At 60.9% G+C, this 17437-nt stretch carries 12 protein-coding genes; 3 read left to right on the top strand and 9 right to left on the bottom strand.

Going from position 1 to position 17437, the window contains the following annotated elements; genetic code table 11:
* Nucleotides 1–30: 30 nt before the first annotated feature.
* Entirely contained in the window at nt 31–1458 is a 1428-nt protein-coding gene (gene arcD / locus HU743_RS08865; protein WP_186547187.1) for an arginine-ornithine antiporter, read from the bottom strand.
* 437 nt (nt 1459–1895) lie between these two features.
* Here arcD (HU743_RS08865) and arcD (HU743_RS08860) point away from each other — a divergent pair, with 437 nt between their 5' ends.
* Entirely contained in the window at nt 1896–3323 is a 1428-nt protein-coding gene (gene arcD, locus HU743_RS08860) for an arginine-ornithine antiporter (protein ID WP_186648155.1), read from the top strand.
* A gap of 108 nt (nt 3324–3431) precedes the next feature.
* Here arcD (HU743_RS08860) and HU743_RS08855 read toward each other — a convergent pair whose 3' ends face one another.
* The 8 genes from HU743_RS08855 to gap form a co-directional block, all read right to left on the bottom strand.
* On the bottom strand, nt 3432–4778 hold the full coding sequence (locus HU743_RS08855; RefSeq protein WP_186648154.1) for a CoA transferase: 1347 nt from the start codon (nt 4776–4778) through the stop codon (nt 3432–3434).
* A 199-nt stretch (nt 4779–4977) separates the two neighbouring features.
* Nucleotides 4978–7116: a methyl-accepting chemotaxis protein gene (locus tag HU743_RS08850; protein ID WP_186648153.1), complete on the bottom strand. Its 2139-nt coding sequence runs from the start codon at nt 7114–7116 to the stop codon at nt 4978–4980.
* Between the two features lie 345 nt (nt 7117–7461).
* Nucleotides 7462–7851: a YbaN family protein gene (locus HU743_RS08845; RefSeq protein WP_186648152.1), complete on the bottom strand. Its 390-nt coding sequence runs from the start codon at nt 7849–7851 to the stop codon at nt 7462–7464.
* Nucleotides 7852–8016: 165 nt separating this feature from the next.
* Nucleotides 8017–8613: a biliverdin-producing heme oxygenase gene (locus HU743_RS08840; RefSeq protein WP_186648151.1), complete on the bottom strand. Its 597-nt coding sequence runs from the start codon at nt 8611–8613 to the stop codon at nt 8017–8019.
* A gap of 110 nt (nt 8614–8723) precedes the next feature.
* Nucleotides 8724–11309, bottom strand: a complete 2586-nt coding sequence (locus HU743_RS08835) for a TonB-dependent receptor (protein WP_186648150.1) — start codon at nt 11307–11309, stop codon at nt 8724–8726.
* Between the two features lie 119 nt (nt 11310–11428).
* Nucleotides 11429–12394, bottom strand: a complete 966-nt coding sequence (locus tag HU743_RS08830; RefSeq protein ID WP_186648149.1) for a FecR domain-containing protein — start codon at nt 12392–12394, stop codon at nt 11429–11431.
* 198 nt (nt 12395–12592) lie between these two features.
* A complete protein-coding gene (locus HU743_RS08825) occupies nt 12593–13120 on the bottom strand; it encodes a sigma-70 family RNA polymerase sigma factor (RefSeq protein WP_186648148.1) in 528 nt (175 codons plus the stop codon).
* 196 nt (nt 13121–13316) lie between these two features.
* The gene (gene gap, locus HU743_RS08820; RefSeq protein ID WP_186620648.1) at nt 13317–14318 is read right to left on the bottom strand and encodes a type I glyceraldehyde-3-phosphate dehydrogenase; all 1002 of its coding nucleotides are present in this window, start codon (nt 14316–14318) and stop codon (nt 13317–13319) included.
* Nucleotides 14319–14538: 220 nt separating this feature from the next.
* On the opposite strand from gap, the gene edd reads away from it, so the two are divergent.
* Complete coding sequence (edd, locus tag HU743_RS08815; RefSeq protein WP_186648147.1) at nt 14539–16365, top strand: phosphogluconate dehydratase; 1827 nt, start codon at nt 14539–14541, stop codon at nt 16363–16365.
* A complete protein-coding gene (locus HU743_RS08810) occupies nt 16362–17321 on the top strand; it encodes a glucokinase (protein ID WP_186648146.1) in 960 nt (319 codons plus the stop codon). Before edd ends, HU743_RS08810 begins: the two co-directional genes overlap by 4 nt.
* Nucleotides 17322–17437 lie beyond the last annotated feature (116 nt).

Here is a 17437-nt window from a genome sequence, read left to right as displayed (position 1 = left end):
TGTTCCTCCAGATGACAAATCAATCAGGGGTTACAGCGTCAGGAAGCCATCGTAGAGACCGTAGGCCGCCACCACGGCGCCTATGACCACCGCGGCGAAAATCAGCTTCTCGACGTTGGTGAATATCGGTTGCTTGAGTTCCAGCTTGGCCTTGGCGAACAGGATCGCGCCGGGCGCATAGAGCAGGGCCGACAGCAGCAGGTACTTGACCCCGCCGGCGTACAACAACCACACCGCATAGATCAGGGCGATACCGCCGATGATCAGATCCTTGCGCCGTTCGGCGGCGAAACCTGCGTAGCTCTCGCCCCGTACCGCGAGCAGCAGGGCATACGCCGCCGACCACAGGTAAGGCACCAGGATCATCGAGGTGGCGAGGTAGATCAGCGACAGGTAAGTGCTGGCCGAGAACAGCGTGATGATGAGGAAAATCTGCACCATCGCGTTGGTCAGCCACAGGGCGTTGACCGGCACGTGGTTGGCGTTTTCCTTGCGCAGAAACTCCGGCATGGTGTGGTCCTTGGCGGCGGCGAACATGATCTCCGCACACAGCAGCACCCACGACAGCAGCGCCCCCAGCAAGGATATGATCAGACCGACGCTGATCAGCACCGCGCCCCAGTGACCGACCACGTGTTCAAGCACCGCGGCCATCGACGGGTTCTGCAGTTTCGCCAGTTCCGGTTGGGTCATGATGCCCAGCGATAGCACGTTGACCAGCACCAGAAACAGCAGCACGGTGATGAAGCCGATCACGGTGGCCTTGCCGACGTCCGAGCGTTTTTCGGCGCGGGCCGAGAAAATGCTCGCGCCCTCGATACCGATGAACACCCACACGGTGACCAGCATCATGTTGCGCACCTGGTTCATCACGCTGCCCAGATCGGGATTTTTCACGCCCCAGATGTCGGCGGTGAAGATGTCCAGTTTGAACGCGAAGACGGCGATCAACACGAACAGCAGCAGCGGCACGACCTTGGCGACGGTGGTCACCAGGTTGATGAACGCCGCTTCCTTGATCCCGCGCAGCACCAGAAAGTGCACGCCCCACAGCAGCACCGACGCGCCGATCACCGCCGCCGGCGTGTTGCCTTCACCGAATATCGGGAAGAAATAGCCGAGGGTGCTGAACAGCAAAACGAAGTAGCCGACGTTGCCCAGCCAGGCACTGATCCAGTAACCCCAGGCGGACGAGAAGCCCATGTAATCGCCGAAACCGGCTTTGGCGTAGGCGTAGACGCCGCCGTCCAGGTCAGGCTTGCGATTGGCGAGGGTCTGAAAGACAAAAGCGAGGGTGAGCATGCCGACAGCGGTGATGGCCCAGCCGATCAGCACGGCACCGACGTCGGCGCTGGCGGCCATGTTTTGTGGCAAAGAGAATATCCCGCCGCCGATCATTGAGCCGACTACCAGTGCGACTAGTGCACCGAGTCTTAGTTTTCCGGGCGCTTCAGACATTTGCATGACTCCATTGCAGGAAAGGAGAGCTCACAGCCTAGTACTGTTGTCTGTTCGAATAGCTGACATGGATCAGTGCATGGTCACATTCCATTGTTAATGAATGACTTATGAACCCGTTGCAGGCATAAGACGGTCGTCTGAAAGGCCCGTGCCAGAGGCATTCCGCTTACGTAATTGCGAATGGCTGTTAATGCTTTCGAACTATGACGCTAGTTGCTTTTCAGCATTTGGCAAATGTCCGTCATCTGTTTTCAGTACAGAATTGATTAATCAGGATCAGCGCGCAAAACCGACTGGATGTGCTACGCGTTATCGTCATCAGCTATATATAAGCGCGCAAAAAAGGGCATTACCTGATAAACGTCATCTACGCTCAGGGTTTTAGTCCGTCGTTGTTACAAATAAACATCAGCGGTTCTTTCGAGGAGATTTGCATGTCGCAACCGACGCAGAAGCTGCGCCTTGGCGCGTTGATCGCTCTGGTGGTGGGGTCGATGATTGGCGGAGGTATTTTCTCGCTGCCGCAGAACATGGCGGCGCGCGCTGATGCCGGGGCGATCCTGATCGGTTGGGGCATCACCGCGATCGGCATGCTGACCCTGGCATTCGTCTTCCAGACCCTGGCCAATCGCAAACCGGAACTCGACTCAGGCGTCTATGCCTACGCCAAGGCCGGGTTCGGCGACTACATGGGTTTCTCATCCGCCTGGGGTTACTGGATCAGCGCCTGGCTGGGCAACGTCGGCTATTTCGTCTTGCTGTTCAGCACCCTCGGCTATTTTTTTCCAGTGTTCGGCCAGGGCAACACGCCGATTGCCATTGGCTGCGCCTCGGTGCTGCTGTGGGCGGTGCATTTTCTGGTGATGCGCGGGATCAAGGAGGCGGCGCTGATCAATCAACTGACCACCGTCGCCAAAGTTGTGCCGTTGATCATGTTCATTGTCATTGCCGCGGTGGCGTTCAAGGCTGACATTTTTACTCGCGACATCTGGGGCACCAGCAACCCGCAGTTCGGCGGGGTGATGGACCAGGTGCGCAACATGATGCTGGTCACTGTGTTCGTGTTCATCGGCATCGAGGGCGCCAGTGTGTATTCGGCGCGAGCGGAGAAACGCAGCGACGTCGGCCGCGCCACCGTGATCGGCTTTATCGGGGTGCTGGCGCTGCTGGTGCTGGTCAACGTGCTGTCGTTGGGCATCATGAGTCAGCCGGAACTGGCCAATTTGCAAAACCCGTCGCTGGCCGCGGTGCTTGAGCACATCGTCGGGCCGTGGGGCGCGTTGCTGATCAGCGTGGGGCTGGCGATTTCGCTGCTCGGTGCGTTGTTGTCGTGGGCCTTGCTGTGTGCGGAAATTCTCTTCGCCACGGCCAAGGACAAGACCATGCCGGCGTTCCTGAAGAAGGAAAACAAGAACCACGTGCCGGTCAACGCGTTGTGGCTGACCAACGCGATGATTCAGATTTTCCTGTTGATCACGCTGTTCTCGGCGGGCACCTACACCAGCCTGATTTACCTGGCCTCGTCGATGATTCTGGTGCCCTACCTGTGGTCGGCGGCGTACGCGGTGCTGTTGAGCGGACGCGGCGAAACCTACGAGCACGCCTCGGCGGAACGCACCAAGGATCTGCTGGTTGGCGGCATCGCGCTGGTTTACGCGGTGTGGCTGTTGTACGCCGGTGGGGTGAAATACTTGCTGCTGTCGGCGTTGCTGTACGCGCCGGGGGTGATTCTGTTTGCCAAGGCCAAGCATGAACAGGGGCAACCGGTTTTTACCACGGTGGAGAAGGGGATTTTTGCTTGCGTGGTGATCGGGGCGGGGCTGGCGGCTTATGGGTTGTATAGCGGGGTGTTGAGTTTGTGATCGGAATGTTGCTTTGGCAGGTCCGGCCCCTTCGCGAGCAGGCTCACTCCTACATTTGGAGCGCGTACCCCTGTAGGAGTGAGCCTGCTCGCGATAGCGGTTTCAAATTCACCACTGTGGGCGATGTGATCCCAGTTCAGCGGCCGGCAAATCCCATCGCAACACCGTCCCGCTGATCTGCACCGGCATGTGCAACCTCCGCGCCGGGCCCCACGCGGTGTGCTCGATCAGCGAATCCTGATCCTGCGCCTCTTCGCCACGCAACGGTTCAGGCGTCCCCGGCCCATGCTCGATCAACAACTTCGCCGTGCGCGCCAACGACAACCGCGCCGAACCCCCACGACCGTTTGCAAAGCGCTCCGTCAGTAACTTGAGTGCACTCGCCGCCATCAGATACCCCGTCGCGTGATCCAGCGCCTGCACCGGCAACGGCGTTGGCTTATCGCTTTGCTTCCAATGCTGGCCGGCCTCGGCGATACCGCTGCTCATCTGTACCAGACTGTCGAAGCCCCGGCGGTTCTGCCACGGGCCGCTCCAGCCGTAGGCGTTGAGGCAGACGTCGATCAGCCCCGGTGCCAGTTGCTGACGGCGCTCAACACCAAAACCGAGATGTTCCAGAGCATCGGCGCGGTAGCCGTGCAGCAAAATATCGGCGTCTTTCAATAAACCTTCGAACACGGCTCGATCCGCAGGTACTTGCAGATCCAGCCGGGCACAGCGTTTGCCGACGGTCATTTCCGGGACGACGCCGGGCTCGTTCCAGCTCGGCGGATCGATGCGCAGCACGTCGGCGCCCAGCCCTGCAAGAAAGCGGCTGGCGGTGGGGCCGGCGAGCACGCGGGTCAAGTCGAGCACTTTGATCCCGGCCAGAGGTCGTTCGATCGAACCGCGCCACGCGGCGTGCTTCTCGTTCGGCTGTTCGATGAAGTGCACCAGCGGTTCGGCATTCACCGCCAGTCCTTGTGGATGTTGCTGCCACTGCGCCCAGTTGCGCATTTGGGCGGCGCAGCCCTTGGCCTCGACCACCGCTTGCTCCAGATCTTTGCTGGCCCATTGCGCCACTTTCGTCGCCATTGCCGCACGGTCGGCACAGGCGCCGAGCACGCGTTCAGCGGCGGCGCGATGATGGGGTGCGTTGGTGTGCAGGCGAATCCAGCCGTCGCGGGTGGCGTAGTCGCCGGCGATCGGGTCCCACAGCGGCGGCACTTGCCAGCCGATCGGGCGAAGCGAGGTGGAGAACCAGAACGAGGCCAGCCGCCGGTCGACTTCCACGCTCGGCAAGTGGCCGACCTGCTGATGAAGCAGTTCGCTGACGGCTTGCCCGGCAGCGGCAATACTCGCGCAAGCCAGTTCGGTGACAGCGAAGGCCGAGGGCAGGGCGCCGTGACCGTTGAAAGGAATTGGCGTGCGCGACAAGCCGAGTGCGGCTTGAATGGACGTGAGCAGATCAGACATCGAAGGCCCTCCGGAGCGAGAGGGCGATGATAGTGCAAAAGAATCGCGGTTTAGATGAAACCGCAGGATCAACACTCACCCCTGTGGGAGCTGGCTTGCCAGCGATAGCGGTGTGTCAGCCACAGGATGGTCAACTGATCTGCCGCCATCGCTGGCAAGCCAGCTCCCACAGGGTTATGTGATGTTGTCAGTTTTGGTGTCAGACGCGGAACTGATCCATCAGTTTCATCTGCTGGCTCGCCAGGCTGTTGAGCTGGCTGCTGATCGCCGCCGATTCAGTGGCCTGCTCGGTCAGGGTTTCGGTCACAGTACGAATCGCCGAGACGTTGCGATTGACCTCTTCAGCCACTGCGCTTTGCTGTTCAGCCGCGCTGGCAATTTGCAGGTTCATGTCGCTGATCACCGTCACCGCATCGCTGATCTTGCCCAGCGCATCGACGGCGTGGCGGATCTGTCCGGCGTTGTTGTGCGCCTGGGTCTGGCTCGAATGCATGGTCGCGACCACGCCACGGGTGCCGGTCTGGATGCGTTCGATCACCAGACGAATCTCCTCTACCGAATCCTGCGTGCGCTTGGCCAGATTGCGCACTTCGTCCGCCACCACCGCAAACCCTCGGCCGCTTTCGCCGGCGCGGGCCGCTTCGATGGCCGCGTTGAGGGCGAGCAGGTTGGTCTGTTCGGCGATGCTGCGGATCACTTCCAGCACCGAGCCGATCTGCTCGCTGTTGACCGCCAGTGCTTCGACTTCGCTCACCGCTTTGCTGACTTCATCGGCCAGTTGATTGATGTCGCGGGTGCTGCGCTCGATGATCGCCATGCCGTCCTTGGCCGACTGGTCAGCACCCTTGGCGGCGTTGGCGGCGTTCGAGGCGCTGTTGGCGACATCGTGAGCAGTGGCGCTCATTTCGTTGGATGCGGTGGCGACCTGGTCGATTTCGCGGAACTGCACCTGCATGCCTTCGCTGGTCTGCCGGGCGATTTCCGAGGACTGGTCGGCGGTGCCGCGCGCTTCGGTGATGCTCTGCTTGATCTGGGCGATGGTCGGTTGCAGTTTGTCGAGGAAGCGGTTGAACCAGTTCACCAGTTCGCCCAGTTCGTCTTTCTTGCTGTAGTTCAGGCGCTGGGTCAGGTCGCCTTCGCCGCTGGCGATGTTTTTCAGCATGTCGGCAACGCTGTTGATCGGGCGGGTGACGCCGGAAGCGGTGAGCCAGATCAGCAACAAACCGACCACACCGGCGGCGACGGCCACCAGCAGGGCGGTGATCACGCCGGTCTCTTGCGCGTCGTCGAGCACCGCTTGCAGCTTGACCGAGTCAGCCAGCAACACTTGCTTGGGCAGGTCGATGACCACGCCCCAGGCGCGCGAGTTGCCGATCGGGTCGACCGGGTACACGGCGCGAATCAACTCACCCTGTTCAAGGATTTTCTCGGTGCTGCTGCCGACCAGTTGCAACACATCCTGGCCATCGGCACCAAGGGTGTCGCTGATTTTTTTGCCGACCCGGCTGGCGTCAGCGCTGTCGGCAGCGAGCACGCCACTGCCGGAGACAATCAGCATGTGCCCGGCGTTGTTGAACAGGCTGCGTTGCGAATCGACAGCGGCGGCTTGCAGGGCGTCGAGGGCGATGTCGACACCGACCACGCCGATGGCTTTGCCGTCGACCAGCAGCGGTACGGAAATGGTCGTCATGAGCATTTCCTTGCCACCGACGGTGTCGGCATAAGGGTCGAGCAGGCAGGTGCGCTTGTTGTCGCGAGGGCAGGTGTACCAACTGTTGTAGGGCGTACCGCTGACGCTGAGGGTGGTCTTGGTCAGGTCATCTTCGACCATGATCGTGTTCAGCGCGGCGCCGCCGGCACGGCTCCAGTACGAGGCGAAACGCCCGGCTTCGTTGGACTGACGCGCGGCATCGTTGGCGAACTCGCGGTCCTTGCCGTCGAGGCCGTTGGGTTCGAAGGCGAGCCAGATGCCGAGCACCTTGTCGTTGCGCTCGAAGGCGGTTTTCAGGCTCTGGTTCAACTCTTCACGCACGGCGCCAGCATCCAGTGAACGCTTGGCCGCCATCGTCCGCAAATCTTTGATCTGGTCGGCGAGGGCAGTGACCACCAGCAGGCTTTCGCCGAAGGTCTTCTGCACCCGCACCGCTTGCTCGGCGGCCTTGGCTTGCAGCAGGTTCTGTACGCTGGCGGTGAGCATCTTGCTGCTCGAGCTGCTGACCAGCGCGTCGTTCTGGTTGGTCTGGTAAATGTTCATGCCGACAATCAGCGCCACCACACCGAGCAGGCACAGGCCGGAGAGCAGGACTATTTTCAGGCGAATGGAAAGGGCGTCGAACATGGGCGATCTCGCGAATGGAATAAACAGGTGGCCTGGGCCAGGAGCCCGGTTTGCCAAATCCATTCAGCGCCATTCAATGCTCATCGGCGTCGAGCGAGACGGCATGAGGCGCTTGCCGACGGACGGTCGCCGCTAAACGTTTGCGCAGGGGAAAGTGCTGAAAACGATTAAAAATTCAGGGAGATTTCGCTGGGCTCTGACGGCTTTTTTGTGGCGAGGGAGCTTGCTCCCGCTCGAGTGCGCAGCAGTCGCAAAACCTGCAATCCAAGTCTCTCAGGCAAAATGCCGGGGAGTGCTCCGCCCTCCAGTGGGAGCAAGCTCCCTCGCCACAGGGAATTGGCTGAACTAGTGAGGGAGGCATTCCGGGCGTGACCAGATCCACAGGTTGCCCAGGCACATCCCGGCAATTGCCAGGTAAATCGGCCAGCCGTGATCGAGCATCACCAACATCAGCGTCGCGCACAGCAGCATGCTCGCGGTGGCGCTGATCTTGGCCTTGCGCGCGATGATTCTGCCGTTGCGCCAGTTACCGAGGATCGGTCCGAACAGGCGATGGTTTTCCAGCCAGGCACTCAGGCGCGGCGAACTGCGGGTCGCCGCCCACGCAGCGAGGAGGATGAACTCGGTGGTCGGCAGGCCGGGCACGACAATCGCGATCAGGCCGATGCCAAGGCTGACATAGGCGAGCAGACCGAACAGCAGACGGGCGAGTTTTGAGGTGGCGGGTGCGGGCATGGCTCAGCGGTGGCTTCTGAAGCGGAACGGAGATCTTACAGACTTACGCGATCCCCCTGTAGGAGTGAGCCTGCTCGCGATAGCGGTGTATCAGTCGACATCGATGTTGAATGAAAAGACGCTATCGCGAGCAGGCTCACTCCTACAGAGGAAAATTGCAGTGTGTCAGGCAAGTTCGGCTTCGGTTGCATAAGCCTGTTCCAGCAGCACGGTAAAGCGGTTGAACGCCTCCAGCGCACCTTGCTCCACTTCGGCTTCTTCCTCAGCCGTGAATGGCAAGGCGTCGAGGGTGCGCACGAAGCTTTTCCAGCCCTCGGCACGCCCACCTTGCGGTTCAGCCAAATGACGGGCACCGAAGGTTTCGCTCAGCTCCAGCGCCACCGCGCGTTTGATCAGGAACGCTGCGCCGAGCTTCGAGCCTTCGGACACAAAGAGCCAGCCCAGCGCCCGCGCCTTGCTCGGGTTTTTCACCGCGCCGGCTACAGGCGCCGGAACTTCGGTGTCGAGGTCGGCGAGGTCGGCCCTGGCCGCTTCGGCGCGGCAGCGGGCCGGCAGGTCGGGAACGATTGCAGTCAGTTCGGCATCGTTGTACAGCTCGACCAGTTCCGACTGGAACAGGTATTGCGCAACGACGAAACGGGCGAAGCTGGCGCGGGTTTCGAATGGCGCGTGGGCCTTGACCAACGCATCGAGCTTGCTGTGCGGCTCATGGGTGATCTGGTTCAGGCGTTGCGAACGCAGGGCTTTTTCCGAGGCAGTCATGGGGGTGTCCTTGATAGATGAGGCGCTTGATAACAAGACGTACGGGCAGACGCCGGAGCGTAAAAAAACCTCACTGCGCAATAACTGAACACGCAGTGAGGCCGGCCGGATCAGATGTCCCAGATCAGGTTGATTGCGAAGTTGCGTCCCGGTTGAGTCAGGCGATCGAGGTTGGCCGGTTGCGTTACCGAGGCTTCGCCAACGCTGTCGTAGCCGCGCACGTCATCCCACAGCCAGTATTTCTTGTCGGTCAGGTTGTAAATGCCGCCGCTGACGGTGACGTCGTCGCTGACTTTGTAATACCCGGCCAGATCAAGAATGCCGAAGCCCGGCGTCTTGAACTGGCTGCTGACGCCGTCCGGCGACTTGAAATTGCTGTCGTCGACGCGGTCCTTTTTCTTCACCACGGTCCAGCTCAGCAGGCCGCCATAGGTGTCCTGGTCGTAACCGAGGCCGAAGACGCCGGTGAGTGGATTGACGCTGTTGATCGGCTCGCCGTTGTCGTTGTTTCTACCGTAGGCGTAGGCGATCGAGCCTTGGGTGTAGAGGCCCTGCGGGGCGCCGAATGCATCCAGATTCAAGCGGCCTTTGACTTCCGCACCCTTGATGGTGGCGCGTTTGATGTTGTTGCTCTGGAAGGTCAACTGATCGTCGCCGGGCTTGACCGCATCTTCGTTAATGAAGTCGCGGTACTTGTTATAGAACACCGCGACGTCGAACGAACCCTGTTCGAAGTTGCCGCGCAGACCGGTTTCGAAGCCTTTGCTTTTCTCCGGCTCAAGGTCGGAATTAGGCGCGACGGTGTAGCCGGTGGTGTTGTTCTCGAAACGGCCATACAACGCCTTTGCGGTCGGTGTGCGGAAGCCTTCGGCGTACTGGCCGTACCAGGTGTAGTTTTCCGTCAGCGCGTAGGTCAGGCCGAACTTCGGCGACACCTTGTGCCAGGTCTTGTTCTTGTCGCTGACCGTACCTTTGCCGTCAGCATTTACGGTGTTGAGGAATTCCTCGGTGATGTGCGGCTTGAGCTGGGTGTAGTCGTAGCGCAGGCCCGGCACGAAGGTCCAGTCGTTCCAACTGATCTGGTCCTGGGCGAACAGGCTGTAGGTGTTGATGGTCGGATCGGGGAAGTCGCTGGCTTTCTTCAGTACATCAGCTGTGCTGGTCGCGCCAATCGCCGTGCAGCCACGGCCGACGGCCAGGCACTTGCCATCGCCACTGCGCGAACCGGTGACTTTCTGTTGCTTGATCGTGGTGCCATAGGTCAGCACATGATCGGTGTCACCGATGGCGAAAGCCTTGTCCAGTTGCGCGTCGAACACCCACTGCTTTTCCTCGTAAAGCGTATTGCGGGTGCGCAGCACTTTACGGGTCATCGGGTAGTAATACTCTTCGGTACTCTGGTCGGTCTTGGCGATCTGGTGATTGAGGCTCCACTTGACGTTGTCGACCAGCAGGCTGTCGAGGGCAAAGCGGTGCTCGATACCGAAACGCTCGCGGGTAATGGTGTCGTTGCCGGTGCGCCACTGGTACATACCGCCGGGAAGCAGGCTGGTCGGGATCGTCGGGGCGCCGTTGACGTACGGGCCGCCATAAGCGCTTTTCTGGTCAGTGTCGCGGTCATCCTTGTACTTTTCGTAGGTCAGGCCCAGGCGCGAATCGTCGTTGTAGTTCCAGCCGAGCTTGGCCAGTACGTTGGTCGCGCGCACGTCCTCCGGGTTGGCGGCGGTGCGCGCAAGCCCTGTACCGTTGTGGTTGCCGTAGGACTCGGTTTCATGGCCGTCGCGCTGGCTATAGTGCAACAGCGCATCGAACTGTTCGGCACGTCCGGCGACGGTGGCAGACTTCAACCAGCTGTCGTCGGCAGAGCTGTAACCGCTTTTCAAACGGGCGCCGACGTCTTTGCCGGGCTTGATAATGTCGTCTGCATCGAGGGTGTAATAACTGACGGCGCCACCGATGGCGTTACTGCCGTACAGCACCGACGCCGGGCCACGGAGGATCTCTACGCGCTTGACGATTTCCGGGTCGACGTAGTTGCGCTGGCTCTTGGCGTACGGGCCGTTGAAGAAACCATTGGGGATTTCCACGCCGTCGACCTGCGTCAGAATGCGGTCGCCGTCGATGCCGCGGATGTTGTAGCCGCTGATGCCGCCACGCTGCCCGGCACCGCCGACGGAGACACCTGGCTCGTAGCGCACCAGATCCTTGATGGTGTTGACGTTGTTGCGGTCCAGCTCGTCGCGAGTGTGCACGCTGACAGTGGACGGCACGCTGGTGACGGACTGTTGCTGACGGGTGGCGCTGATGGTCACCTGATCCAGATTCAGCGTGCCGCTGGCGTTGCGCTTTTCCAGCACGACGTTGTTGTTGCTGATTTTGCGGAAGCTCAGGTTGGTCCCCACCAACAGCCGCTCCAGGGCTTTTTCCGGCGGCAGCGAACCGCGCACGCCCGGCGACGACACACCCTGGCCCAGTTCCGCCGGCAAGCCGACCTGCCAGCCGGTCACGGCGGTGAAGGCATTGAGTGCCGAGACCAGCGGTTGCTGGCCGATGGCGAACGAGTAATCCGCCATGTTGCGCGACGCCGGCTCAGTGGCAGCCAGCAGCGGTGCGCTGCCGGCCATCAGCATGGCCGCGGTCAACAGTGACAGTACGCGGGAAGGGGAAGCAGTCTGGCGGGTAAGGCGAGAGGACATCGATAGCGCTCCGTGTCGCACGAATCTTTATAGGTGCTGATCGCATGGTGATGCGAATCAATTGCATTGGCTATAACGAGACGTACTACCGGCGGCTATCGAGTAAAAATAATTCTCATTTAGTTCAAGATCACCAACGCGGGAAACTCCTGTAAGCGCGCCGAGGTGATGTGAGCAAGGGAGCGGACCACGTCGAGCGGCTGATCGAGGCGGTAATTGCCAGTGACGGCAACGTCGGCCAGTTGCTCGTTGTTGTTGATGATCCAGCCCGGATAGTAGCGGCGCAGTTCGGCCAGCACCTGATTCAGCGGGCAGTTCTCAAACACCAGTCGGCCTTGTACCCAGGCCAGGTCCGTGTTGGCATCGAGCCTGGCCGGCCGGTCGAAACCGTTGGGGCCGATGCGGATACTTTCCCCTGCGCTCAGGCGCACGCGGGCGTCGTTGTGCGTGGCGCGCAGATCGACGTCGCCACGCTGCACATTGACCTGCGCGACGCCGTCGAGATAACGAACGGCAAATGCGGTGTCATGCACGCTGGCCTGGACCGGGCCGGCATCGATTTCCAGCGGCTGACTGCGCCCGCTGGCGATCTCGAAAAACGCCTCGCCCTGAAACAGCCGGGCCACGCGTTGCTGATCGTTGATGGTGCTGGAGAACGCCGAGTTGGTGTTGAGCAGGACCTTCGAGCCATCCTCCAGTTGCAGACGCTGGCGCTCGCCAACCACGGTCAGGTGATCGGCTTGCAGGCGCAGCGGCAAGTTGCTGAAACTGAACAGACCGAGCACCAGCACCGCCGCGGTGGCCAAGGGTTTCCAGTGCGCGCGCAAGCGTTTGAAGGCAGTGATCCGGGAAGGTTTCGCCGCGAGGGCCTGTGCACACAATACGACCTGCGGACCGTCCCAGATTGCCTGAGCCCTGGCAAACGCCTCGGCATTCAACGGATCGGCCGCCAGCCAGGCATGAAATTGCCGGGTCTGCTCCTCGTCCGGGCTGCCAAGCACGATGAGCCAGTCCAGCGCCTGGTCCATTGCGTTTGCAGCGTCCTGCACCGAATCCGGTGAAGGCGAGCGGTGGGTGTCCGTCACGGTGGTTCCTCGGGGGCTTCTGGCGAAGCGGGGCTTCTGGCGAAGCAGTTTCTAGCTTCAAGCTGCAAGCTGCAAGCCGAAGCGCGGTTCGCATTGTGGCTTTGCGTTTCTGACTTGCAGCTTGCAGCTTGCAGCTTGCAGCTTGGAGCTTGGAGCTTGGAGCTTGGAGCTTGGAGCTTGCAGCTTGCAGCTTGCAGCTTATAGCTTGCCGCTGCTGTTATGTCGCTCGGCGACGCCGATGCAGATCGACATGATCAGTTTCAGTTCTTTCTGCACGGTACTCAGCGACACGTTCAGTTGTTCAGCGATCTCCTGATAGCTGTGCCCGTGCAGGCGGCTGAGGATGAATATTTGTTGCTGGCGCGCGCTGAGTTGGCTGAGGCTCACGTTCAAACGCTCCAGCAGTTGTTCGGCGTGGGCAGCGTCTTCGGCGCTGCTGGCGGGGGCGGCGATGCTGTGCACGACGTCCTGCGGAACATCGTCGACCATGGTTCGAGAATGAATCTTGCGCGCACGCAAATGGTCCAGCGCCAGATTGCGCGCGGTCTGGAAGACAAAAGGTTCAAGGTGATCGATGGCCCGCTCGCTCAGCGCCCGCGTCACGCGCAGGTAGGTCTCCTGCAACAGGTCTTCAGCGGTGCTGTGATTGTTGACCATCCGTTCCAGCGTTCGCAGCAGCAAAGTGCGCTGGGCGAGGAAGACGTGGTTGAAGCGCGATTGACTCACGGGAGGACCTGATCCATTTTGAGCGAATGATAATGATTGTCATCCAGCCAGATGGTCAAGCGCTGATTTCAAATTGAAATCGGAACCCCTGTGGGAGCGGGCTTGCTCGCGAAAGCGGTGGGTCAGCCAACATCAACGCTGTCTGACACGACGTCTTCGCGAGCAAGCCCGCTCCCACAGGGTGATGTCACCGCAATTATTCCGCGTTACACAACGCCAGGCAGTTATCCAGCATGCGGTTGGAGAAGCCCCATTCGTTGTCGTACCAGGCCAGCACTTTCAGCAATTTGCCGCTGGACTTGGTGTGGTTGGCGTCAAAAATCGACGACAGCGGGTTGTGGTTGAAGTCGCTGGAAACCAGCGGCAACGTGTTGTACCCCAAAATCTTCGAATGCTGGCTCGCCGCTTTCAGCAGTGCGTTGACTTCGTCCGCCGAGGCTTCACGCTTGAGCTGTACCGTCAAATCCACCAGCGACACATTGATCACCGGCACGCGCACGGCCATGCCGGTCAATTTGCCGGCCAGTTCCGGCAGCACCAGGCCGACCGCTTCGGCAGCGCCGGTCTTGCTCGGGATCATGTTCTGGGTGGCCGAACGCGCGCGGTACGGGTCGGTGTGATAAACGTCGGTGAGGTTCTGGTCGTTGGTGTAGGCATGAATGGTGGTCATCAGACCGCTTTCGATGCCCAGCTCGCGGTGCAGCACTTGCGCCACGGGCGCGAGGCAGTTGGTGGTGCACGAGGCGTTGGAAATAATCTGGTGCGACTGGCGCAGAATGTCGTGGTTGACGCCGTAGACGACAGTGGCGTCGGCGCCTTTGGCCGGGGCCGAGATGATCACCTTGCGGGCGCCGGCGCTAATATGTGCGGCGGCTTTGGCGCGGTCGGTAAAGAGACCGGTGCATTCGAACACCACATCAATCTTTTCCGCCGCCCAGGGCAGTTCGGCCGGGTTGCGAATGGCGCTGACTGCAATGCGGTCGCCGTTGACCGTCAGGCTTTCGTTGTCATGAGCCACTTCGGCATCGAAGGTGCCATGAACGGTGTCGTATTTGAGCAGATGGGCATTGATCGAACTGTCACCCAGATCGTTGATGGCGACGATCTGCAGGTCTTGACGATAGCCTTGGGTATACAGTGCCCGCAGGACATTACGGCCGATGCGGCCAAAACCATTGATTGCGATTCGTAGAGTCATGGAACAGCGCCGCCGTCGTTTTGTTGTTGGAATTACAAGATTATTCGCATAAAAATAGAAAACAAGCCTTTTTAGTGGCAATATTTTGTTTTATCTACAACGAGTGACCTGAATCAACTGGTCCGAATGGTCAAAAAAACCGTCCGTCATTCCAACGACAACGGTGTTTGACCAGCATAGACAATCAGGTCGCCACATCCGTTAGCCTGGAGTTCTACACATGCATCCCCGCGTTCTTGAGGTCACCGAACGGCTTATCGCCCGCAGCCGCGCCACGCGTCAGGCTTACCTTGCATTGATTCGCGGCGCCGCCACTGACGGGCCGATGCGCGGCAAGCTGCAATGCGCCAACTTCGCCCACGGCGTGGCCGGTTGCGGCACTGAAGACAAGCACAGCCTGCGGATGATGAACTCGGCGAACATCGCCATTGTGTCTTCGTATAACGACATGCTCTCGGCGCACCAGCCGTACGAAGTGTTCCCGCAGCAGATCAAGAACGCCTTGCGCGAAATCGGCTCGGTCGGCCAGTTTGCCGGCGGCACGCCTGCGATGTGCGACGGCGTAACCCAGGGCGAACCGGGCATGGAACTGAGCCTGCCGAGCCGCGAAGTCATCGCCATGTCGACCGCCGTGGCGCTGTCGCACAACATGTTCGACGGCGCGCTGATGCTCGGCATCTGCGACAAGATCGTCCCGGGCCTGATGATGGGCTCGCTGCGTTTCGGTCACTTGCCGACCATTTTTGTGCCGGGCGGGCCGATGGTCTCGGGGATTTCCAACAAGGAAAAAGCCGACGTCCGTCAGAAGTACGCCGAAGGCAAGGCGACCCGCGAAGAGCTGCTGGAATCGGAGATGAAGTCCTACCACAGCCCGGGCACTTGCACGTTCTACGGCACCGCCAACACCAACCAGTTGCTGATGGAAGTCATGGGCTTGCACTTGCCGGGCGCGTCCTTCGTCAACCCGAACACGCCGCTGCGCGATGCCCTGACTCGCGAAGCCGCGCATCAGGTCACGCGCCTGACCAAGCAGAACGGCAACTTCATGCCGATCGGAGAAATCGTCGACGAGAAAGCACTGGTCAACTCCATCGTTGCCCTGCACGCCACCGGCGGCTCGACCAACCACACCCTGCACATGCCGGCCATCGCCATGGCCGCTGGCATTCAACTGACATGGCAGGACATGGCCGACCTTTCCGAAGTCGTGCCGACCCTGAGCCACGTCTACCCGAACGGCAAAGCCGACATCAACCACTTCCAGGCAGCGGGCGGCATGTCGTTCCTGATCCGCGAACTGCTCGGCGCCGGCCTGCTCCATGAAGACGTCAACACCGTGCTCGGCCATGGCCTGAGCCGGTACACCAAAGAGCCGTTCCTCGATAACGGCGAGTTGGTCTGGCGCGAAGGACCGACCGACAGCCTCGACGAAAACATCCTGCGTCCGGTTTCCCGTGCGTTTTCGCAAGAGGGCGGGTTACGCGTGATGGAAGGCAACCTCGGTCGCGGTGTGATGAAAGTGTCTGCCGTGGCCCTGGAAAACCAGATTGTCGAAGCGCCGGCGATGGTGTTTCAGGATCAGCAGGACCTGGCCGATGCGTTCAAGGCCGGTCTGCTGGAAAAAGATTTCGTTGCGGTGATGCGCTTCCAGGGCCCGCGCTCCAACGGTATGCCGGAGCTGCACAAGATGACGCCGTTCCTCGGCGTGCTGCAGGATCGCGGCTTCAAAGTGGCGTTGGTGACGGACGGGCGCATGTCCGGCGCCTCGGGGAAAATCCCGGCGGCAATTCACGTCAGCCCCGAAGCTTATGTCGGCGGCGCTTTGGCGCGCGTGCAAGAGGGCGATATCATCCGCGTCGATGGCGTCAAAGGCACCTTGGAACTCAGGGTCGACGCCGCCGAATTCGCAGCGCGCGAACCCGCCAAAGGCCTGTTGGGCAACAACATCGGCAGCGGGCGTGAACTGTTCGGCTTCATGCGCATGGCCTTCAGCTCGGCGGAGCAGGGCGCCAGCGCCTTTACTTCTGCCCTGGAGACGCTTAATTGAAACTGGCTTTGGTCGGTGACATCGGAGGCACCAACGCGCGGTTCGCGTTGTGGCAAGACCAGCAATTGCAATCGGTCCAGGTGCTGGCCACGGCCGACTTTGCCACCCCGGAAGAGGCGATCGGCCTGTACCTGAGCGGGCTCGGTCTGGCGCCGGGTTCGATCGGTTCGGTGTGTCTGTCGGTGGCCGGTCCGGTCAGCGGCGATGAATTCAAATTCACCAACAATCACTGGCGGCTCAGTCGCAGCGCGTTCTGCAAGACCTTGCAGGTCGAGCAGTTGTTGCTGACCAACGACTTCTCGGCGATGGCGCTGGGCATGACCCGCTTGCAGCCGGGCGAATTCCGCGTCGTTTGCGAAGGTACGCCGGAGCCGTTGCGCCCGGCCGTGGTCATCGGCCCGGGCACTGGCCTGGGTGTCGGCACCTTGCTCGATCTGGGCGAAGGTCGCTTTGCCGCGTTGCCGGGCGAGGGCGGTCACGTCGATCTGCCGCTGAGCAGCCCGCGGGAAACGCAACTGTGGCAGCACATCTACAACGAGATCGGCCATGTCAGCGCGGAAACCGCGTTGAGCGGCAGCGGCTTGCCTCGGCTGTACCGGGCAATCTGCGCGGTGGATGGTCATGAGCCGACCCTCGATACGCCAGAAGCGATTACAGCGGCCGGTCTGGCCGGTGATCCGATTGCTCTGGAAGTGCTCGAGCAGTTCTGCTGCTGGCTCGGTCGAGTGGCCGGCAACAATGTGCTGACCACCGGCGCACGCGGCGGGGTGTTTATCGTCGGTGGGGTCATTCCACGGTTCGCCGATTTCTTCCTCCAAAGCGGTTTCGCTCGCTGCTTCGCCGACAAGGGCTGCATGAGCGATTACTTCAAAGGCATCCCGGTGTGGCTGGTCACGGCACCGTATTCCGGGCTGGTCGGCGCGGGCGTGGCCCTGGATCAAGCAATCCGGCTCTGACATAAGTGACCTGTGGCGAGGGAGCTTGCTCCCGCTCGGCTGCGCAGCAGTCGCAAATCCGGCAGCCCCGATGTTACTGACAGTACATCGGGGCCGCTTCGCAGCCCAGCGGGAGC

It is taken from the genome of Pseudomonas sp. SWRI99 (assembly GCF_014270125.1).
GTDB lineage: Bacteria > Pseudomonadota > Gammaproteobacteria > Pseudomonadales > Pseudomonadaceae > Aquipseudomonas > Aquipseudomonas hamedanensis.
Note: the sequence above shows the minus strand (reverse complement) of the source record. Positions and strands in the feature narration are given on the sequence as shown.